Below are 19531 nucleotides of genomic sequence, written 5' to 3'. Positions count from 1 at the left end.
TGCGCGTCACCCGGAATCCTCCTGCAATCAACCCGCGTTTCTCACGGCTTCCTCATGCGGCCTTGATTGCGTGTCCGTGCCGGCCCGGTCCGGCACGTAGACGCAAGGAGGCGCATGGTGTCGCGACCCGACATGGCCGCACCCCGTGGGTCCCGGGACGGCGATGCCCCGGCCCCCGAGGGTGACCAGCCGCTGCACGTGGCGAGCAGACTGCACGCGTTCAACCGGTTCGAGCTGAAGTACCTCGTCCCCGTCGAAGAGGCCGTCGAGATCCGGGAGGAGCTCGGCGAGCGGATGGACCGGGACCTCAACAGTCCGGTGGGCGGCTACGGGGTCTGGAGCCTGTACTACGACAGCCCCGAGCTGCGGTTCTACTGGGAGAAGATCGAAGGCCTGAAGTTCCGCCGCAAGCTGCGGATCCGGCACTACGGCGACCTCGACGGGGTCACCGAGGAGTCGCCGGTGTGCGTGGAGATCAAGCAGCGCGTGAACCGGGTGACGCAGAAGCGGCGCATCACCCTCCCGTACGCCGCCGCCAGGAGGCTGTGCGACGCCCGGGAGATGGTGGAGCACTCGACCGGGGAGAGCCCCTTCATCCAGGAGGTGCTCGACCTCGTCATCCGGCTGAACCTCCGGCCGACGGCGATCACCGGATACCAACGCGAGGCGCTGGTCGGCCGCGCCTCCGACACGGGGCTGCGGGTCACCTTCGACCGGCGGGTCCGGGGCCGGGACCGCGACTTCCACTTCGGGACCGCCACGCCGGAGAACCGATTCACCATCCCGCCCCACATGACGGTGATGGAGATCAAGGTCAACGAGCGCACACCGCACTGGATCACCGACCTGGCCGCGCGCCGGAATCTGAACCTGGTGCGGATCAGCAAGTACGTGCAGTCCATCGAGGCGTTCGGCCTGGCGCCCAGGTCGGTCTTCCACGTCGACGAGGCGGACTGTCCGCCTCCCACCCCCCACACCCGGCTGCCACTGGGGCAGCCGGCGGCGCCGCACGCGCCGGTGAAAGCAGGAGCACAGTGAACTTCGATCTGCAGGAACTCAGCGGGACGTTCAGCGTCGCCGACGTGGTCGCCGCCATGGCGCTGTCGTTCGTCCTGAGCACGGTGATCGGCTACACCTACCGGTACACCCACCGCAACGTCTCCTACAGCCAGTCGTACGTCCAGACGCTGGTCATCGTCGGCATGATCGTCGCCCTGATCATGCTGGTGGTCGGCTCGAACCTGGCACGGGCGTTCTCCCTGGTCGGCGCGTTGTCCGTGGTCCGGTTCAGGAACGCGGTGAAGGAGACGAGGGACGTCGGCTTCATCTTCCTGGCGATGGCCATCGGCATGGCCTGCGGCGCCCGCTTCTACACGCTGGCCGCCGTCGGCGCCGTCGTGATCTGCGTCGTGATCCTCGTGATGTTCAAGTTCAACTGGTTCGCCCTGAACGTCCAGCGCCAGGTCGTCAAGGTCCAGGTCCCGGCCGGCGAGGACTACACGCCCGCCATCCGCGACGTGCTGATCAAGTACACCAGTGAGTTCGAGCTGGTGAGCACGGAGACGATCCGCGGGGGAGCCCTGAACGAGGTGTTCTACACCGTGCGGATGAAGAAGGGCACGGAGCCCGGCGACCTCGTCACGGCCTTGCAGGAGCGCACCTCCGGGCAGCGGGTGACGGTGCTGACCGGTTACGACACCACCGACCTGTGATGAGCGGCGGCACGGAGCCGGTCCGCCGGCGGCGGCTCAAGGACCGCCTGCCGGTGCGGCTGCGGCACCACTGGAAGCCGGCCGGGGCGCTGTGCCTGGGACTCGCCGTCATGGTGTACGCCTTCGGGGACGCCCGCGTCTCCCCGTACGTCACCTCCTCGTCCCGCGTCGAGGCCGACACGATCACCGAGAACGTCAAGGGCACGGTCGGCCTCTACGACACCACGGTCGAGCACGCGATCCAGCTGCAGTACAAGCAGACCGACTTCGAGAAGATGATCAAGGAGTTCGAGGACGACGGGACCAAGGACTCCATCAAGGCCGACCTCACCATCGACGGGGTCTTCCTCCAGGACGTGGGGATCCGCCTGAAAGGGAACTCCACCCTGATGTCCCTGCGCGGCAACCAGGGCGGAGCCGGTGGCGGCCGGATGCCCGCCGGAGCCGGGCAGGGCGCCCCGCAGCAGCAACAGGGCGGCGGGGGCCAGGACCGCGGCCAGGCTGCGAACGGCGGCGGTCCTGGCGCCGCGGGTGCCGCAGGCGGTGCCGGAGCCGAAGAGCGTGCGGGCGGCGGCGGGGGAGGGATGACGCAGTACGACCTCTCCGCCGACAGACCCGAGGAACTCCCCCTGCTCATCGAGATCGACGAGTACGTCGAGGGCCGCGCCTACCAGGGCGAGCGGGAGATCTCGCTGCGTCCGGGAACCGACGAGCAGGTGCCGCTGAACGAAGCCCTGGCGCTGTCGCTGACGGACGGGAGCGGGCAGACGGCCGAGCGTTACGGCTTCACCACGGTGTCGGTGAACAACGGTCCGGAGGTCACCCGGCTCATGGTGGAGAACCCCGACACCGAGTACGCCGAGGCCGTCGACGGCAACGGCGTGCTGTACAAGGCGCGGGCGGGCGGCACCTTCGCCTACAAGGGCGACGACCCCTCCGACTACGAGACGTCGTTCCGGCAGCTCAACAAGGTCGGAAGCCAGGACCTCTCACCCGTCATGAAGTTCATCAAATGGGTGGACGAGGCGTCGGACGAGGAGTTCGCCGCAGACCTCGACGAGCACGTCGACGTCGAGTCGTTCGCCGAGTACGTCGCCACGCAGAACCTGCTGATGAACTTCGACGACATGGCCGGCCCGGGCAAGAACTACCTGCTCTGGTACGACCTGGACACCAAGAAGTTCTCCGTCCTCGGCTGGGACTACAACCTCACCTTCAGCGGGGACGCCGAGGCCGGACCGGACGACTCGATGAGCATGGGCGGCGGCCGCCCCGGCGGCGCGGGCGGCGAGGAGACCGGCCAGGGCGCCGAGGGGCAGGCCACCGGCGGCCAGGGAACGGGCGGCCAGGAGGACGGGCAACCGCAAGGCATGCCCGAACTGCCGGAAGGCATGGAGCCGCCGGAGGGCATGGATCCGCCGGAGGGCATGGAGATGCCGGAGGGCGGCGGGGTGCCCGGCGGCGGAGAAGGCGGCCCCGGTGGGGCAGGCGGCTCCATGGGGGGCCACACCCTCAAGGAACGCTTCCTGGAGCTCGACGCCTTCGACAGCGTCTACAAGAAGGCGTACAGCGAGCTGTACGAGAAGTTCTTCGGCTCCGGCGCGGCGCTCGACGCGCTGGACGACATCTCCGGCCAGGCCGAGAAGGCCGGTGTCGACGCGGCGGACCTGAAGAAGGCCGTGGCCACACTGCGCACGACCGTCACCGCACGCACGGAGGCGCTGGCGAAGGACACGGAGGTGACCGGCTGACCACCGGCGCCCCGGACCCGGATTCCCCCGATCCGGTCCGGGGCGCCGGTACACCCGCGTAGCCGCGTCCTCCCGCCCGTTCCGTACGGTGGAGACCCCCCGAGCCCCGGTCCCCCCGGGCCGGCATGAATCCCGCACCACCCGAGGTGAACCCTGTGGCCTCAGCCCGGCACACCGTTCTGGTCGTCGAGGACGACCCGAGCATCCGCACCCTGCTCACCTCCGCCCTGCACGCGGCCGGTTACGCCGTCGTCTCCGCGGGAACCGGGCAGGAGGCACTGGCCGCGACGGGCCGCAGCGGGCCGGACCTGATCGTGCTGGACGTGATGCTGCCCGACACCGACGGCTTCACGGTCACGCGTGAACTGCGCGCGCGGGGCATCTACACCCCGGTCCTCTTCCTCACCGCACGCACCGACGTCGAGGACCGCATCATCGGCCTCAGCTCGGGCGGGGACGACTACGTCACCAAGCCCTTCCACGTCCAGGAGGTCCTGCTGCGGGTGCGCGCCATCCTCCGCCGAAGCGCCGGGCCGCGCGCGGCACCGCCCGCCGAGCGGCCGCCCCTGCGCTACGCCGACCTCACCCTCGACGAAGAGGCACACGACGTGCACCGGGCGGGGCAGCGGGTGCCGCTGTCGCCCACGGAGTTCCGGCTGCTGGCCTGTCTCATCGCGCAGCCCGAGAAGGTGCTCGAGAAGCAGCAGATCCTCCAGAAGGTCTGGAACCACGACTTCGCCGGCGACACCCGCATCGTCGACACCTACATCAAGAACCTGCGCCGCAAGATCGACCGCACCGAACCCCCGCTCATCCACACCGTGCGGGGCGTCGGATACTGCCTGCGCCTGCCCCGGGACAGCGCGGCGTGAGACGGGTACCGAGGCGCCTGCGCCCCCGCTCCCTGCGCACCCGGCTGGTGCTGATCGCCATGGTCCTGGCCACGGCGGCGGTGCTCGTGTGCCAGGCCACCGGGCTGACCCTCATGCGCTCCTGGCTCATCGGGCAGGTCGATGACCGGCTCACCGACTTCCGTCCGCCCTCGCCCGTCTACCGGGACATCGCCGACGGCACCGGGCCCTCCCACCGGCCGCCCCCGCACGAGATCCTGCCCTCGGACTTCCGTGTCTACTTCTACGACGGCGAGGGCCGCCTGCTGCCCGACTCGCTCGGCAGCGGCCGGGGCGAACCACGCCTGGCCGAGGACATCACCGCGCGTGAACCCGTGGACGGACGCCCCACCACGGTGCCCGCCCGGGACGGCGACGGCGACTGGCGCGTGGTCGCCGACTCCGGGCCCCGGGGCATGCGCGCCGTCGTCGCCCTGCCGCTGGACAGCGTGCGGGAAGCCACGTCCAGACTGCTCTGGTTCAGTGTGGCCGTCGGAGCGGTCACCGCGACCGGAGTGACGCTGCTGGGCGGCGCCGCCGTCCGCCTCGGCCTCCGGCCGCTGACCCGCGTCGAGCACACCGCCCGGCGCATCACCAGCGGTGAACTCGAACAGAACGCCACCGACACCAGCCCGGACACGGAGGTCGGCCGCCTCGGCATCGCCTTCAACACCATGCTGGACCAGCTGCGCGCGGCCCTGCACCGCAAGGACAGGACCGAGCGCAGGCTGCGCCGCTTCATGGCGGACGCCGGGCACGAACTCCGCACCCCCCTGACCTCCCTCCAGGGCTTCGCCGAACTCCTGCTGGACGACCCGCAGATGTCCCCGCGCCGCAGGCGCGAGGCCCATGAGCTCATCGCGCAGAACGCCGAGCGGATGAGCCGACTGGTCGACAGCCTCTTCCTGCTGGCCAAGCTCGGTGACGCCCCCACCACCGAGCACGGTCCCGTCGACCTGCTCTCGCTGGCCGCGGACGGCATCGCCGCATCGGCCGTACGCCACCCGGGCCGGCGCATCGCCCTCGCCCCGCTCGGGGCGGGGGACGGCGACGGCCCGGGGGAGCTCGACGTCGTGGAAGGCTCCGGCGATCCCCATCAGCTCGCCCAGGTGCTGTCCAACCTCCTGGACAACGCCTGCACCCACACCCCGCCGGGCACCCGGCTCCAGGTACGCGTCGGGAGCCTGCGCGCCGGCCCCCGTACGGGAGGCACCGACCGGCCCGGCCGTACGAGCGCCAATCCGCCCCTGCCGTCCGGCACCCCGGCCCACGTCATCGAGGTCGCCGACGACGGGCCCGGTCTCCCACCCCAGGAAGCCCGGCAGGTCTTCGACCGCTTCTACCGGGCACCATCGGCCTCCGGCGCCCCCCGCGACAGCGGCTCCGGCCTCGGCCTCGCCATCGCCTCGACGATCGCCGAGGCCCACGGAGGCCGCCTGGAACTCGACACCGGCCCCGGCGAGGGCTGCACCTTCCGACTGCTGCTCCCGGCGGGCCACTCCTGAACCAGGTCGCCTACCGCGCACCACGCGGGCGTCAGGACCCGGCGGCGTACCGCACGAAGTGCGCCCACGTGAGGTCGGACACGGCCAGGTGGGGGCGCGTGACGTCCTTCGAGTCGCGGACGAGGACGGCGTGATCCGTGGCGGCCACCTCGACGCACTCGCCTCCCTCATTGGAGCTGTAGCTGCTCTTCGACCACGAGTGAGCGGCAGGATTCTGCGTGCGCGCTTCGGGATTCATCGCTGTTCCAGCAACCTCTCGATCCGGATCAAGGACTCACGCGGCGAGAGTGCCTGGGCCCGAACGCATCCGTACCGGGCGGCCAGGACGCGGACTTCCGCCAAGTCGGTGATCAACCGGCTGATGTTCTGCACCTCAAGGTAACCGACCTGAGGTCTCCCCTCCGGTGTGAGCAGGATGAACGGGCCTCCCATGCCTGCGTGTTCCGGCCGGTCCAACGGCATGACCTGGAGTTCCACGTTACGCAGCCGACCGAGCCGGATCAGCTCCTCCAGCTGAGACGTGTGCAGATCCCATTCTCCGATCGGCCGGCGGAGGGCAGCCTCCTCGATCACGCAGCTCACCATGGGGCCCGGCCGGCTCGTCAGCAGCGTCTGCCTGGCCAGCCTGGCCGCCACGCGCTGCTCGATCGTCTCGTCGTCGAGCAACGGCTTGCGCATGGCGTAGAGAGCGCGGGCGTGTGCCTCGGTCTGGAACAGGCCGGGAATGGTGTGGTTGCTGTAATAGCAGAGCTCCACCGCATCCGCCTCCAGCCGCGCGTAGTCCCGGAACCACGCCGGATGCCTCACCCGCGCCCGTGCCTTCGCGCGGGCCACGTCCTCCTTCGCGGCCCGGAGTAGTCCCCCCGCCCCCAGCAACTCGTCCGCCGCGTCCAGGAATTCCGGCTGGGGCGTGCGGCGGCCCCGCTCCAGGGAGCGGATCAGATCCTCGCTGTAGCCGAGCTGTTCACCGAGCTCCCGCTGAGTGAGGCCCGCGCGTTCCCTGAGCAGCCGGAGCTGGCGGCCGATGACACGCAGCAGGTCCGTCGCGCCCTCCGAGCCGTCGTCGTCGATCGTGTCTTCCAGAACCACCGGTACCTCCGGTACCCGTCGCCGTGCGTACCGGTACATGCTCGTCACGTACCGCCATCACCCCTGGTAAGCGTACGGTTACGCGGCCACGCTGAGTGCTGTGAAGAGCGAATCCGTACAGATCCCCATGGCCGCACAGCAGTTCACCCAGTTGTTCAGTGCGACCCGGCGAGGCGCCAGGCTGGGACGGTTGCTGGCCGTGGAGCAGCTCGTCGCGTGGGGCTGGCCCCGTGGCGGTGAGGCCACCCACACCGCCGCGCTCGTGGTGGCCGAGCTGGCCTCGAACGCGTTCCGGCACGGGCGGCTGGAGGGGCGGGGTTTCCGGCTCACGCTCGCGCGGCTGCCGGGTGGAGGGCTCAGGGTCGAGGTCACAGACCCGCGCGGGGAACGCTTCCCCGCCCGGCGTGCGGGCGGTCTCGGGATGGTCGTCGTGGAGGCGCTCGCCGTGGACTGGGGCGTATGTCCGTACCCACCGTCCGGGAAGACTGTCTGGGCGGAGATCGCCCCGGGGCCGACCTCAGTGGCGGACAAGGCCCCCGACCGGGACCGGCGCGACATGACCGGTCGCCGGGAGGGTCTCCGCCAGCGCGAGGCCGATGTCGACCAGCGAGGACCGGCCGATGCGGGCGACCCCGGGGGTCGGAGCGAAGACCGGCTCGGCGGTCTCACCGTTCGGCTCGGGGCGGAGCCGGCGGAGCCGGCCGCCCGTGACGCGGACGCGGTAGAAGACCCCGACGTTCTGGAGTTCCGGCCGGCTGGGCAGGCGGCGCTCCGCCGCGGGGACCACCCGTGAGTCCACGCCCAGCAGGCGCTCGACGACCGTCTCCAGGCCGGTTTCCTCGGCGACCTCCCGGATCACCGCGTCGAACGGGTCCTCCGCGTGCTCGACCCTGCCGCCCGGAAGGGTCCAGTTGGGTTCGCCCTCCGGCGGTATGTGACGTACGAGCAGCACCCGCCCGTCCTCGATGCACACGGCGTACGCCGCCAGTCGCAGATCCATCCCCGGAGGCTACGCGGCTTCGGATCCGCTGCGCAGTGCTGTTCGGTGACGAGGAGGAGGACGAGGAGGAGGCGCTTCGCGGAGCGCGTGCAGGATGCCTTCGGTCCCTGAAGTCATGCGGGCAGTGGAACTGACTCCGATCGCCTTGCCGGGAGTCCATGCGAGCTGGCGGCCGGGTGTCTTCGGCACCCGGCCGATCTCCTGTGCCGAGCCGCCGAGCGCGGTCTGTCGGATGCCCCTCCGGGCCCGCGCCTCTGGCTGGTTCCGGCTACGTGTTCCGGATGTGTTCGAGCGCGGTGTCGAGGAGCCTGCTCACCTGGTGGAGGGTGGTGGCGGTGGCGGTGGCCAGGTAGGCGGGGTGCTGGGCGAGCGGGGCGAGAACGGCGTGGCCCTTCTCGGGGTCGTCGCCGATGAGAAGTGTGGGGTGGTCGGTGGAGAGACGGGGGTCCACGACGAGGAGCTGGCCGGCGGCGCGGTGTTCGCCCAGCACGGCGGGGCCGTCCCAGGCTGGTGCCGTGCCTCCGTAGGCGGTGTGCTGGTCCAGGACGGGGCGGCCGCCGCGGTACACGGTGAGGCGGGTGGTGAGGTGGCCTGGGGGTTCGGCCGTGCGGCCGAGGAGTTGCTCCTCGCGCAGCAGGAGGGCGGCGGTGGGTGCGAGGTGGACCGTGCAGGTCTGGTGGAGCGTGCTGTCCGAGGCGCTGATCAGGGGTTGGGGCAGCCAGGTCAGCATGGCGTGGTCGGCTACGGTGAGGCGGACGTCGTAGGTGGCGGGTGTGGTGGTGGCGCCGGGCAGCGCGATGGTGGCGGTCGGCGTGGTCACCTCCAACTTGGCATGTTCCTCGGCGGTGATGTCGAGGGCGAGCCGGTCCCCGCCGAGCGGTGCGCACATGGAGCTGATCACGCTGACCCTGGCCCACCCGTTGTGGGGTTGCGTCTGGTGCAGGTGGAAGGGGCCGCTGTTACGCATGAGCGGCACGGTCGTGGTGGAGCCGTCGCGGGTGGCCCTGATGACGGCGGTGGCCCGGACCCCGGAATGTTCGGGGTCCGTTGGGTGCACTCGTCCGGCCACGCGCTTCTCGTGTGTCTGAGCGCTGTCTGTCTCCCTTGCTGCGACGGTCGGTGCGGGGGGTGCCGTGGCGGGCGGCGGGCTCGGGTGTGGTGCGGTGGCTGTCATACGGCGGCCTTGGCATGCCAGGCGGACAGGCATGCGTTGACCCAGTCGGCGACCGGCTGGATGCCGTCGTCCGAGGCCAGGCTGGTGAAGACGACGGGGAGGTCGCCGCGCTGCTTGTTCGCGTCGGCGGCCATGGCGTCCAGGTCCGCGCCGACGTACGGAGCGAGGTCGGTCTTGTTGATGACGAGGAGATCGGCGGTGGTGATGCCGGGGCCGCCCTTGCGGGGGATGTCGTCACCGCTGGAGACGTCGATGACGAAAACCTGGTGGTCGACGAGGCCCTTGGAAAAAGTGGCGGTGAGGTTGTCGCCGCCGGACTCGATGAGGATCAGATCCAGCGGGAACAGTGTCTCCTCCAGCTGTTCGACGGCTTCGAGGTTGGCGGAGATGTCGTCGCGGATCGCGGTGTGCGGACAGGCGCCGGTCTCGACGGCGGTGATGCGCTCCGGCGGCAGCACGGCTTCGCGAAGCAGGAACTCGGCGTCCTCGCGGGTGTAGATGTCGTTGGTGACGACCGCGATGGACAGCCGGTCGCGCATGGCGCGGCACAGTGCGGCGACGGTGGCGGTCTTGCCGGATCCGACGGGCCCGCCGAGTCCGATGCGCAGGGCGCGGCGGCTGCCGTTGGGGCGCAGGGCGTCGGCGCTGGGGGTGTGGTGGTGCGGCAGGGTCGTGTCGTGGTCGAGGTGCATGGCGTTCTCCGAACGGTGTGGGGCGTCAGGAGGCGAAGAGCCGCATGGGCCAGGCGGCGTGCTGTTCGCCGGTGATGTCAAGGAGCGGCGAGGAGGCGGCGGGCAGGACTGCGACACCGTCGGTGGCGAGCTGCGCTGCCGCTTCGGCGGCGGCGTGGGCGACGTCGTCGAGTTCGCCGGCGAGCCGGGCAAGGAGGGCGGTCGCGTCGAACGGGTCGAGGCTCAGCAGCCGCACCGCCGCCGTCGCGGGGCCGCCGATGCTCTCGTACGCGGCGCACTGGGCGGCGTCCAACGGCGTCAGGCCGGCGGCGCGGGCTGCGACGCCGAGGACCACGGGCTGGTGTGCGCCCTGCGGCAGGCGGTGGGCGATCTGGTCGAGCTCGGGGCAGGGCCAGGCGGCCCGGGCCGCGCGCAGCATCTGCCGGCCGAGCTTGCGGGCGACCTGCCGCAGTGCCGGTACGGGGGTGCGGGCGTCGGCGGCCTCGTCCAGCACCATCGGGTCGTACCCGGTGGCGGCCCCGGCAGCCAGGCCGGCCGCTGTCAGCCCGGCGGTGTGCAGGCGGCCCCGGCAGAACGCCTCCAGGCTTGAGGCATCGTGGACACCGTGCGAGGCGACCGCGGCCTCCACACCGCCGGAATGGGCGTGCCCACCGGCGGGGAAACGGCCGTCGGCCAGAACGAGCAGAGCAGCATGGCTCATGGGAACGGTGGCCTGCCTTTCACAGGGACGAACCAAGGAAAAGGGATACTTCCTGAGCAGGCGGTCCGACGGCGGGGCGCCGCCGGACCGACTCGCGTTCAGAAGAGGAAGTACCGCTGCGCCATGGGCAGTTCGGTCTCGTAGAGCTCCGGATCCTTCTGCGGATGATCCTTGTCGAACATCAGCTTGTCGTCGGGCTCGTCACCGTCGTCGTCACCGTCCGCAAGGGCCTTCTTCAGCACGGTGCGGGCATCAGTGGTCGTGCCCCTGTTCGCTCCCGGTTCCCCTGTGCCGGGCTCCGTACCCGTGCCCGTGCCCTCGCCCTCGCCGATGGTGACCTTGAAGGTCTCGGGACCGATCTCGATCTCCGGCGACTCATCGTTGAGCTGCATGCTCTGCTTGGTCACGCCGCGAGTGGATTTGGTCTTTTTCACCCCCTTGGTCAGGTTGTACTTCGCCTTGATGCCGACCGCCTCGGGCACCACGAAGTTGAAGGAGTTACCTCCCGGAGCCCGGCCGCATGCCCCCCACACCGGGCGGGGCAAGTACGGCTGCGGTGTCGGGATCGACGCGTTGGCGTCACCGACCTGCGCGTAGGCGATCTGCCCGCCCTTGATGATCATGTGCGGCTTGACACCGAAGAACTTCGGCTCCCACAGCACCAGGTCCGCGATCTTGCGCTCATGGGGGGCCGCGGTCTTGAGCTCGTCAGGCGAGTGGACCTCGACGGAGCCGACATGATGGTCGATGCCATGGGCGATGGCCGGGTTGATCGTGTACTTGGCGATGTAGCGCCTGATGCGGAAATTGTCGTGCCTGTCGGTGTCCTCCGGCAGGTGGTCGCGGCGCTTCTTCATGACGTGGGCGGTCTGCCAGGTCCGCATGATCATCTCGCCGATACGCCCCATGGCCTGCGAGTCGGAGGACATCATCGAGATGGCGCCGGTGTCGTGCAGCCAGTCCTCGGCCGCCATGGTGGAGGGCCGGATACGCGAGTCGGCGTACGCCTTGTCCGCGGGGACCTCGAGGTTGAGGTGATGGCAGATGACCATCATGTACATGTGCTCGGCGACGGTGTTGACCGTGAGGGGGCGGGTCGGGTTGGTCGACGCGGGCAGGACGCTTTCGTAGCCCTTGCCCACCAGTTTCATGATGTCCGGTGCGTGGCCCCCGCCGGCGCCTTCGACGTGGAAGACGTGAATGCCCCGGGGCTTGCCGGTCTTGGGATTCTTGGTGGCGTCGAAGGTGTCCTCGACGAACCCGGACTCGTTCATCGAGTCGGCGTGCAGGGCCACTTGGGCGTGGTAGGTGTCACAGATCTCCAGCGCCTTGTCGATGGCCGCGGGGGTGGCCCCCCAGTCCTCGTGGACCTTGAGGCCGATGGCACCGGCAAGGATCTGGTCCTTCAGCGAATCGTAGGAGATCGTGCCGCCCTTGCCGAACAGGCCGATGTTGACCGGGTAGGCGTCCAGGGCCTCGAACGTCCGCTGAAGGTGCCACTCGCCAGGCGTCACAGTGGTGGCCCGGCTGCCTTCCGCGGGGCCGGTACCGCCACCGATGAGCGTGGTCACTCCTGACGCGAGTGCCTCGTGGATCTGGCCGGGGCCGATGAAGTGCACATGGGTGTCGATGCCCCCCGCGGTCAGGATCCGCCCGTTCCCGGAGATCACCTCGGTCTCCGGCCCCACCACGAAGTGCGAGGCGCGCCCGCCCCGGTTCTCCTCGGCCGTGTAGGGCTTCGGTGTCATCGTTTCCGGGTTGTACGCCTGCCCGATCGCCTGGATCTCGCCGTCTCGAAGGCCGACGTCGGCCTTCACCACACCCCAGTAGTCGATGATCAGCGCACCGGTGATCACTGTGTCCACCGGATTGTGTGCTCTGTCGCTCCTGGGGAAATGCGACTGGCCCATCGACTCCCGGATGACCTTGCCGCCGCCGAAGAGCATCTCGTTGCCGCTACGGCCCGGCCCCCCGCACCAGTCCTCCTCGATCTCGACGATGAGATTCGTGTCGGCGAGCCTGACCCGGTCGCCCTTCGTCGGGCCGTACAGCGTGGCGTAGTCCTGCCGCCACAGCGGTACCGGAGGGCGCACGGTGAAGCTGAGCTCGCGCGGCGTCGACTGCACAACACCACGTGCCTGACCGGAGCTACCACTCATGGGGCCACCGTCCACTCACTCGAATCCTTGACTCGAAGGCCCTTGACCAACTGGGCTCCCTTGATGGGCACCACCCACACTCTGCGTACGTGCTCGGGCTCGATCCGCTCCGACGTACCGGCCGCAATGTGCAGCCGCTTCCCCTTCACGTCACCGTCGGCCGGGATGGAGCACTTTTCGTCCTTGAAGAACTTGAGGCACGCGTTGACGTCGCCCAGGTGGAAGTGGGAGCCGACCTGGATAGGCCGCTTCGCCGTGTTCTTCGCCCACAGCGGCCCCTCCCTCAGGGAGTCGTCGTGATCGTCCGGGTTGAACGTCACCGCGTGCTGACCGTCGTCCGCGAGAAGTTCGTACTTGCCCGGGTAGACCTCCGCGTCAGGGTCCGCCTTGCCGAGCGGGTCCGGGATGGTCACCAGCTTCGTGCCGTCCTTGAACGTCGCCTCGACCTGTACGTCGCGGATCATCTCCCTCACGCCGTCCATGACCTCGAAGTCCGTCAAGTCGACGCCGGCGGTCTTGCTGGGGATCTTGAGCGTCTTCGCCACATCGCTCAGCTTGGTGTCCATGAGCTCGGCGACCGTCTTCGTGTCGTGGCGGGCCTCCTCCAGCACATAGGCCGCCAACAGCGCCATGACTTCCGGGTAGTTCAGTGCGAGATCAGGCTGGCGCCTGAGTCGTCGTTCGGCCAGATCCGCCGCGACACGGATCATGAGCCGTTCCTGCTCATGTGGCGTCAGATGCATGCGGGTTCTCCTTCCTGTGGTTCGGCATGACGTGCACGGCGAGTCGCCCAAGGAGAACCCGGTGCGGACGCCACTCATGTGCTCAACGACCCAGGTAGGAATAGAAACGGAAGCAGATCCTCCGTTCATGCTTTCGGATGTAGCTTGATCAGCGGGCCTGCTGCGTCACCCCCTCATCGAGTAGTACCGGCGACGGCTGCGGCTTCTGCTACGTCGTAGGAATAGAGGCTGGCCTCACGCAGGCCGTCACTGCGCCGGCTCGGCCTGCTCTTCGGGGTCTCCGGACGGAAATCGTCCTACTTGCTCAGGAGTCCGCTCCGGCTGCCAGGAACTCCCGGTTCACGTCGATCAGTTGGTCGAGAGCCTCTCTGGCGGTGGTCAAGCTGTCGATCGTGGAGGAAAGGCGCGTTCGTTCCTGATTCATCGCGGTCAAGGCTGTTCGTGCCTTGTCCGGGGTGGGCTCCGTCATGCAGGGGACCATCTGAGCGATAGCCCTGCTGGACATTCCGGCGGCCAGGAACACCTGGACCAGGGCCACCCGCTGGACGTGGTCCTCGTCGTAGTACCGCTGGCCGCTGGGGGACCTCGTGCTGACCAGCAAGCCCTGCTGCTCGTAGTAGCGCAGTGAGCGACGGCTCGCTCCTGTCCTGGCGGACAGTTCGCCGATCCGCATCCGAACCCCTCCCGTGCATCCGGTCCCAGCGACTTGCCCTTGACATCGATGTGAGCGTTTAGGTTAACCCCATGGTCGGCGGCCCGCCTTCAGGCGCCGGTCCGTCGGCATCGCGTATCCGCGAGCACAGAAGGAGAATCCCGTGATCAAGTTCGCCTTCATGATCAACCGTATTGAAGGAATGAGCTCCGAGGAATTCGTCGAGTATCACCGGGAGCGTCATGCCCCGCTGTTCACCTCCATTCCGGAGGCGCGGCGGTACGTGAAGAAGTACACCGTCTCCCACCCGGTGCCCGCTGCCGGGTATCCGAGCCCCGCCTACGACGGACTCACCGAGATCTGGTTCGAAAGCTGGGGGGACCACGATGCCTTCTTCGCGTCCGGCAATTACAAGGAATTGGTGAATCCGGACGAGAGCAGGTTCATCGATATGGACTCGGTGGCGGTCATGGTCACCGAGGAGGTGGTGGTGGTCTGACTCTCCGGGGCGTGCGCAGGGCGGGGCGATGCGGGGGAGGTGAGTGGCCGCGCCGGATACCGCCGACGCCCACCCGAATGTCGTTCAAGGTTCATCTTCTACAGCAAGTCTCCTCATGCGGCCCACGCGACACACGCGCGGCCACCAGTCACGAGGAGCGTCATGGGACACGGGCACGGCCATCACCATGAGCACGACCATGCTCACGACCACGACCACCAGCACGAGGCTGCGCCCCTGCCCGCGGCGTTCGACACCTCCGTCCCGGACGAGGCGCTCAGCCCCGACCAGCAGTCCCGCCGCAGCCTCCTTCGCCGGGCCGGTCTGCTCGGCGCCGGTGTGGCCGCGAGCAGCGTGCTGGCGGGTGCGGCGACCGTCCCCGCCTACGCCGGCACCCGCCCGGGCTCCCGCGGCGGCAAGGGCTTCCTGTGGCTGGCGGGTGACCACCACATCCACACGCGGTACAGCAGCGACGGCAAGTACCGCGTCGCCGACCAGGTCCGCCAGGGCGCGCGGCACGGCATGGACTGGCTGGTCATCACCGACCACGGCAGCGGCACGCACGCCAGGATCGGTGTGGAGAAAGTCAATCCCGACATCCGGGCGGCCCGTTCCGCGTACGAGGACACCCTCGTCTTCCAGGGCCTGGAGTGGAACATCCCGGCCGCCGAGCACGGCACCGTCTTCGTGCACCCGGGCAGGAACGAGGTCTCCGTCCTCAAGCAGTTCGAGACCGGCTACGACGGCGCGGTCAAGGCCGCCACCGGTTCGACGCCCGCCAACGAGGCGCTCGCCGTCGCCGGCCTGACCTTCCTCTCCGAGCAGGTCGAGCGCCGCAAGGTGAAGGACGCCCTGATGCTCGCCAACCACCCGGCGCGCAAGGGCATCGACTCCCCGCACGAGATCCGCGCCTGGCGGGACGCCACCCCCGACAGTCACCGCATCGCGGTCGGCTTCGAGGGTGCCCCCGGCCACCAGGCGGGCGGCCTGCCCAAGCCGCTCGGCCCCGGCGGCGCGCGTGGCATCTACAACAACAGCCCCGGCAGCGACTCCTTCCCCGGCTACCCGCTGGAGAGCTACCGGACCTGGGGCGGCTTCGACTGGATGACCGCCACCGTCGGCGGCCTCTGGGACAGCCTGCTCGCCGAGGGCAAGCCGTGGTGGATCACGGCCAACTCCGACTCGCACCAGGTCTACGGTGACACCGCCGTCCGCGGTGGCGGCGACTTCAACGCCAATGGCCGCTACGACGACCCGGTCTACGGCGGACAGATCGACATCACGGAGAACGACTACTGGCCCGGCTACTACAGCCGCACCCACGTCGGCGCCGACGGCTTCTCCTACGCCGCCGTCATGGACGGCATCCGCGCCGGCCGCGTCTGGGTCGACCACGGTCAGCTGCTGAGCGGACTCGACGTCCGGGTGTCCGGCGGCAGCCGCTGGGCGACCCTGGGCGGTGCCCTCCAGGTCAAGAAGGGCACCCGTGCCACCCTCACCGTGGACGTGACACCGGCGGGCGGCCCCAACTGGGCCGGATTCCAGCCCACCCTGGCCCGCGTCGACGTCATCCAGGGCGATGTCACCGGCGAGGTGAAGGACAAGGACACCTTCACCGCTCCGAGCGCCAGGGTCGTGAAGTCGTACGACGTGAACAAGTCCACCGGCACGGTCCGCCTCACCTACGACCTGGGCCGCGTCGACCATCCCGTCTACCTCCGCCTGCGCGGCACCGACGGCAACCGTTCCGCCGTCGGCGCGATGGGTGCCGCCGTCGACCCGGCCGGACCCGCCATCGACGTCGTCGGTGACGCCGACCCGTGGCGTGACCTGTGGTTCTACTCCAACCCGGTCTGGGTCCTGCCGTCGTGACCCCGCCGCCGTACGCCCTCGGCATCGACACCTCCCTGACCGGTCTGCACGAGGCCGACGACCTGCTCCGGGACCTCGCCGCCGGGCTCGGCCTCCCCCAGGACGCGTTCGGCTGCACCCACCTGGTGCGGGACGGTGACGGCGGCCGGCCGCGTGTGGCGCTGTCCCTGGCCGCCGGGTCGGAGGCCGTCATCGAGGCCGCCCGGGCGCGGCTCGCGGGCCAGGGGCACCGGGTGACGGACGGCGTCTGGGACCGGTCGGGCCGCGCGGTGCTGTATCCCGGCGCCGCCACCCTGACGGGCACCCTCACGGTCGCCGAGCTGGTGAGCCGTTCGGCGATCGAGCGGGTCCAGGTCCTCGGTACGGCGGACCGGCCGGACCCCGCGACCCCACTGGTCACCCGGGACTTCGTCCGGCCGCAGTGGCGGGACGGTGAGCTGGTCCTCGCCGCGATGCCCGCGGTGGGCGGCACCCTGGTCCCGTTCGAGGTGCCCGACCCCACTCCGTGCTGCGCGGACCACTGAGGCATCCCCGCAGGACGGGGGCCGCGCGCCGGGCGCGGCTCCCTTCCGGGAATCAGCCGCCCCGTCCGCATGTTGAACCGGCGGCGGAGGCCCCCTCCGTACCGGTACTGCAGAACTGGAGAGCGGAAGAGTCATGCGCGTCGAGATATGGAGCGACATCGCCTGCCCGTGGTGCTACGTCGGAAAGGCACGCTTCGAGAAGGGGCTGGCCGGGTTCGACCACCGGGACGAGGTCGAGGTGGTCCACCGCTCCTTCGAACTCGACCCGGGGAGGGCCAAGGGCGACACCGAGCTGGTGATCGACATGCTGGCCCAGAAGTACGGGCGCAGCCCCGAGGAGGCCCGGGCCATGGAGGGCAACGTCGCGGCGAACGCGCAGGCCGAGGGGCTGGGCTACCGCACCGAGGGGCGTGACCACGGCAACACCTTCGACATCCACCGGCTGCTCCACCTCGCCAAGGCCCGCGGACGCCAGGACGAGCTGCTGACCCTCGTCTACCGGGCGAACTTCGCCGAGGAGCGCTCGGTCTTCGACGACGCGGTGCTCGCCGACCTCGCCGTCGAGGCGGGGCTCGACGCCGACGAGGCGCGTACGGTGCTGGCCGACCCCGAGGCGTACGCCGACGACGTACGCGCCGATGAGCGGGAGGCGGCCGAGCTCGGCGCCAACGCCGTGCCGTTCTTCGTGTTCGACCGCCGCTACGGCATCTCCGGCGGCCAGCCCGCGGAGGTCTTCGTCCAGGCCCTGGAGCAGGCGTGGAAGGACCGTCAGGTCACCGGCCTCACCCAGGTCGGCGGGGACGCCGCCGCCTGCGACGCGGACGGTGCCTGCGAAGTGCCCAGCGCCGCACCGTCCGACCAGCACGTATAAGGACTTCTTTGGCGCGCCGCCCGAACTCGCGTGATTGACGTGGGGTTGAGCGGCCGTCAGGCTGTCCCGCATGGAGACTTCTGCGATCGACCGGGCCAGGGCCACCGAATTCGCATCCGAGACCACCTATCTCAACACCTCCACCTGCGGCCTGCTGCCCCGTCGCGCCGTCGAGGCCGTCAAGGCGCTGGCGGCCGACAGCGCGGTGGGCGTCCGGGGCGGCGTGGGCAGCTTCGAATCCGTGGACGCCGCCCGCGCCGGGTTCGCCCGGCTCGCCGGTGTCGCGCCCGCGCGGGTGGCCGTCGGCGGCTCCGTCGCCGCGCATGTGGGACTCGTCGCGGCCTCGCTCCCGGCGGGGGCCGAAGTCCTCGCGCCGACGGGGGAGTTCAGCTCCGTCGTCAGCCCCTTCGCCGTACGCGGTGATCTGAAGATGCGTTACGTCCCCCTGGACGAACTGGCCGGCGCGGTGCGGCCCGGCACCGCGGTCGTCGCCTTCTCTGCGGTCCAGTCCTCCGACGGCCGGGTCGCCGACCTGGACGCGGTCCGCGCGGCCGCGGCCGCGCACGGGGCCCGCACGATGCTCGACGCCAGCCAGTCGGCCGGCTGGCTGCCCCTGGACGCCGGAGCGTACGACTACACGGTCACCGGCGGATACAAGTTCCTGATGTCTCCCCGGGGCACGTCGTTCCTGACCGTGACCGAGGAGGCGCAGCCGACCCTGCCGGCGCTCTACGCGGGCTGGGTCGCGGCCGAGGACCGCTGGAACAGCACCTACGGGCCGGTCGAGAAGCTCGCCGCCGACGCCCGGCGCTTCGACGAACCGGTCGCGTTCCTCGCGTACCACGGGGCCGAGCAGTCGCTGGACCTGCTGGCCGAGGTCGGGGTGGAGCCCGTGTACGCGCATGCCACCGGGCTCGCCGCCCGCTTCCGGGAGGGCCTCGCGTCGATCGGCCACGAGGCGGTGCCCGGCACCTCGGCCGTCGTCGCGGTGCCCGGCCTGGGCGCCCGTGAGCCCGACCTGGCCGCGGCGGGGGTGATGGTCTCGGCGCGCGCGGGGAATCTGAGGGCGGCCTTCCATCTCTACAACACCGAGGCCGACGTCGACCGCGCCCTGGCCGTTCTGGCCGCCTGAGGGCAGTCCCGGGACAGTCCTCGGCTACGACGCGGGGCAGTCCCCGGTCCCGGTGCAGAGGTTCTCCTCCACCTTGGCGAGCAGCCGGGTCAGCTCCGTGCGCTCGGCCGTGCCCAGCCCCGCGAGGGTGTGCTCCTCCAGGCCCGTCCAGGCGCTGCGCACCTCGTCGTGCAGGGCGCAGCTCTCGTCGGTCGCCTCGACCAGGACGGCCCGCCGGTCGTCCGGGTCGGGGCGGCGGCGCACGTGCCCGGCCTGCTCGAGGCGCTGGAGCATCTTGGTGACGGTGGACGGGTCGAGGTCCATGGCCTTGATCAGCTCGGACTGGCGGACCGCCCCGGTGTCCCACAGGTGCATCATCAGGAACTCCTGGCCCGGATAGATCCCGAGCCCCTTGAGCATGCGGCCCGCCGTGATCCTGTGCAGCCGGGCGACCCGTGACACGGCATGGCTGACGGGTCCGCCGAGGGCCGCGCTCGGCAGCCCGCCGACGCAGCCGGCATCGGCGGGGGCGGTGCTGTCGTCCTTCATCGGGGCTCCTCGGGGCGGTGGTGCGGCCCGGTCGGTGC

At 70.2% G+C, this 19531-nt stretch carries 20 protein-coding genes and 1 pseudogene; 10 read left to right on the top strand and 11 right to left on the bottom strand.

The genetic code is table 11. The annotated features are described in order from the left end of the window. The first annotated feature begins 198 nt into the window (after positions 1 to 198). From ACIP63_RS00540 to ACIP63_RS00520, 5 genes are all read left to right on the top strand, one after another. Complete coding sequence (locus ACIP63_RS00540) at positions 199 to 1038, top strand: polyphosphate polymerase domain-containing protein (RefSeq protein ID WP_401512212.1); 840 nt, start codon at positions 199 to 201, stop codon at positions 1036 to 1038. Continuing rightward, positions 1035 to 1712, top strand: coding sequence for a DUF4956 domain-containing protein (locus ACIP63_RS00535; RefSeq protein ID WP_104790017.1), 678 nt, complete (start codon positions 1035 to 1037; stop codon positions 1710 to 1712). The genes ACIP63_RS00540 and ACIP63_RS00535 overlap by 4 nt, the downstream gene beginning before the upstream one ends. Beyond that, positions 1712 to 3463: a CotH kinase family protein gene (locus ACIP63_RS00530; protein ID WP_401510084.1), complete on the top strand. Its 1752-nt coding sequence runs from the start codon at positions 1712 to 1714 to the stop codon at positions 3461 to 3463. The genes ACIP63_RS00535 and ACIP63_RS00530 overlap by 1 nt, the downstream gene beginning before the upstream one ends. Before the next feature lie 125 nt (positions 3464 to 3588). Then, positions 3589 to 4335, top strand: a complete 747-nt coding sequence (locus ACIP63_RS00525; RefSeq protein WP_401510082.1) for a response regulator transcription factor — start codon at positions 3589 to 3591, stop codon at positions 4333 to 4335. Next, entirely contained in the window at positions 4332 to 5858 is a 1527-nt protein-coding gene (locus ACIP63_RS00520) for a sensor histidine kinase (RefSeq protein ID WP_401510080.1), read from the top strand. Before ACIP63_RS00525 ends, ACIP63_RS00520 begins: the two co-directional genes overlap by 4 nt. Before the next feature lie 31 nt (positions 5859 to 5889). On the opposite strand, the gene ACIP63_RS00515 is transcribed toward ACIP63_RS00520, so the two are convergent. The 10 genes and pseudogenes from ACIP63_RS00515 to ACIP63_RS00470 all read right to left on the bottom strand — a co-directional run bounded on the left by ACIP63_RS00515 (position 5890) and on the right by ACIP63_RS00470 (position 14088). After that, positions 5890 to 6096: a DUF397 domain-containing protein gene (locus tag ACIP63_RS00515; protein WP_401510079.1), complete on the bottom strand. Its 207-nt coding sequence runs from the start codon at positions 6094 to 6096 to the stop codon at positions 5890 to 5892. Further along, positions 6093 to 6947 carry a helix-turn-helix domain-containing protein gene (locus ACIP63_RS00510; RefSeq protein WP_401510077.1) on the bottom strand — a complete coding sequence of 285 codons (855 nt, stop codon included), beginning with the start codon at positions 6945 to 6947 and terminating at the stop codon, positions 6093 to 6095. The genes ACIP63_RS00515 and ACIP63_RS00510 overlap by 4 nt, the downstream gene beginning before the upstream one ends. Positions 6948 to 7464: 517 nt before the next feature. Further along, complete coding sequence (locus tag ACIP63_RS00505) at positions 7465 to 7947, bottom strand: NUDIX hydrolase (RefSeq protein WP_401510075.1); 483 nt, start codon at positions 7945 to 7947, stop codon at positions 7465 to 7467. Positions 7948 to 8215: 268 nt separating this feature from the next. Further along, complete coding sequence (locus ACIP63_RS00500; protein ID WP_401510073.1) at positions 8216 to 9016, bottom strand: urease accessory protein UreD; 801 nt, start codon at positions 9014 to 9016, stop codon at positions 8216 to 8218. Positions 9017 to 9117: 101 nt separating this feature from the next. Further along, positions 9118 to 9813 (bottom strand): urease accessory protein UreG, encoded by a 696-nt coding sequence (gene ureG / locus ACIP63_RS00495; protein ID WP_401510071.1) that lies wholly within the window; start codon positions 9811 to 9813, stop codon positions 9118 to 9120. Between the two features lie 25 nt (positions 9814 to 9838). Further along, positions 9839 to 10513 carry an urease accessory protein UreF gene (locus ACIP63_RS00490; protein WP_401510070.1) on the bottom strand — a complete coding sequence of 225 codons (675 nt, stop codon included), beginning with the start codon at positions 10511 to 10513 and terminating at the stop codon, positions 9839 to 9841. A 98-nt stretch (positions 10514 to 10611) separates the two neighbouring features. After that, positions 10612 to 12672, bottom strand: coding sequence for an urease subunit alpha (gene ureC / locus ACIP63_RS00485; RefSeq protein WP_401510069.1), 2061 nt, complete (start codon positions 12670 to 12672; stop codon positions 10612 to 10614). Then, a complete protein-coding gene (locus ACIP63_RS00480) occupies positions 12669 to 12992 on the bottom strand; it encodes an urease subunit beta (RefSeq protein WP_401512210.1) in 324 nt (107 codons plus the stop codon). Before ACIP63_RS00480 ends, ureC begins: the two co-directional genes overlap by 4 nt. Before the next feature lie 72 nt (positions 12993 to 13064). Then, a pseudogene (gene ureA, locus ACIP63_RS00475) lies at positions 13065 to 13415 on the bottom strand (urease subunit gamma); the annotation flags it as partial. A gap of 304 nt (positions 13416 to 13719) precedes the next feature. Next, on the bottom strand, positions 13720 to 14088 hold the full coding sequence (locus tag ACIP63_RS00470) for a MerR family transcriptional regulator (RefSeq protein ID WP_401510067.1): 369 nt from the start codon (positions 14086 to 14088) through the stop codon (positions 13720 to 13722). 142 nt (positions 14089 to 14230) lie between these two features. Here ACIP63_RS00470 and ACIP63_RS00465 point away from each other — a divergent pair, with 142 nt between their 5' ends. The 5 genes from ACIP63_RS00465 to ACIP63_RS00445 all read left to right on the top strand — a co-directional run bounded on the left by ACIP63_RS00465 (position 14231) and on the right by ACIP63_RS00445 (position 18965). After that, on the top strand, positions 14231 to 14566 hold the full coding sequence (locus ACIP63_RS00465) for an EthD domain-containing protein (protein WP_401510065.1): 336 nt from the start codon (positions 14231 to 14233) through the stop codon (positions 14564 to 14566). 162 nt (positions 14567 to 14728) lie between these two features. Beyond that, on the top strand, positions 14729 to 16438 hold the full coding sequence (locus tag ACIP63_RS00460) for a PHP domain-containing protein (RefSeq protein ID WP_401510062.1): 1710 nt from the start codon (positions 14729 to 14731) through the stop codon (positions 16436 to 16438). Then, positions 16435 to 16962, top strand: a complete 528-nt coding sequence (locus ACIP63_RS00455; RefSeq protein WP_401510060.1) for a hypothetical protein — start codon at positions 16435 to 16437, stop codon at positions 16960 to 16962. Before ACIP63_RS00460 ends, ACIP63_RS00455 begins: the two co-directional genes overlap by 4 nt. Before the next feature lie 133 nt (positions 16963 to 17095). After that, positions 17096 to 17833, top strand: coding sequence for a DsbA family oxidoreductase (locus ACIP63_RS00450; protein ID WP_401510058.1), 738 nt, complete (start codon positions 17096 to 17098; stop codon positions 17831 to 17833). A 70-nt stretch (positions 17834 to 17903) separates the two neighbouring features. Continuing rightward, a complete protein-coding gene (locus ACIP63_RS00445; protein ID WP_401510056.1) occupies positions 17904 to 18965 on the top strand; it encodes an aminotransferase class V-fold PLP-dependent enzyme in 1062 nt (353 codons plus the stop codon). Between the two features lie 24 nt (positions 18966 to 18989). Here the strand turns inward: ACIP63_RS00445 and ACIP63_RS00440 are convergent, their stop codons facing one another. Beyond that, a complete protein-coding gene (locus tag ACIP63_RS00440) occupies positions 18990 to 19493 on the bottom strand; it encodes a MarR family winged helix-turn-helix transcriptional regulator (protein ID WP_401510054.1) in 504 nt (167 codons plus the stop codon). Between the last annotated feature and the right edge of the window lie 38 nt (positions 19494 to 19531).

It is taken from the genome of Streptomyces sp. NPDC088746, from assembly GCF_044751065.1.
Taxonomy (GTDB): domain Bacteria; phylum Actinomycetota; class Actinomycetes; order Streptomycetales; family Streptomycetaceae; genus Streptomyces.
The sequence above is the reverse complement of the archived record's forward strand: the minus strand, read 5'-3'. Positions and strand labels throughout refer to the sequence as shown.

Coding starts and splice junctions, on each gene's coding strand:
- ACIP63_RS00530 (WP_401510084.1), top strand. CDS start 1,712: ATGAGCGGCGGCACGGAGCCGGTCCGCCGGCGGCGGCTCAAGGACCGC.
- ACIP63_RS00525 (WP_401510082.1), top strand. CDS start 3,589: ATGAATCCCGCACCACCCGAGGTGAACCCTGTGGCCTCAGCCCGGCAC.
- ACIP63_RS00515 (WP_401510079.1), bottom strand. CDS start 6,096: ATGAATCCCGAAGCGCGCACGCAGAATCCTGCCGCTCACTCGTGGTCG.
- ACIP63_RS00505 (WP_401510075.1), bottom strand. CDS start 7,947: ATGGATCTGCGACTGGCGGCGTACGCCGTGTGCATCGAGGACGGGCGG.
- ureG (WP_401510071.1), bottom strand. CDS start 9,813: ATGCACCTCGACCACGACACGACCCTGCCGCACCACCACACCCCCAGC.
- ACIP63_RS00490 (WP_401510070.1), bottom strand. CDS start 10,513: ATGAGCCATGCTGCTCTGCTCGTTCTGGCCGACGGCCGTTTCCCCGCC.
- ureC (WP_401510069.1), bottom strand. CDS start 12,672: ATGAGTGGTAGCTCCGGTCAGGCACGTGGTGTTGTGCAGTCGACGCCG.
- ACIP63_RS00470 (WP_401510067.1), bottom strand. CDS start 14,088: ATGCGGATCGGCGAACTGTCCGCCAGGACAGGAGCGAGCCGTCGCTCA.
- ACIP63_RS00460 (WP_401510062.1), top strand. CDS start 14,729: ATGGGACACGGGCACGGCCATCACCATGAGCACGACCATGCTCACGAC.
- ACIP63_RS00450 (WP_401510058.1), top strand. CDS start 17,096: ATGCGCGTCGAGATATGGAGCGACATCGCCTGCCCGTGGTGCTACGTC.
- ACIP63_RS00445 (WP_401510056.1), top strand. CDS start 17,904: ATGGAGACTTCTGCGATCGACCGGGCCAGGGCCACCGAATTCGCATCC.
- ACIP63_RS00440 (WP_401510054.1), bottom strand. CDS start 19,493: ATGAAGGACGACAGCACCGCCCCCGCCGATGCCGGCTGCGTCGGCGGG.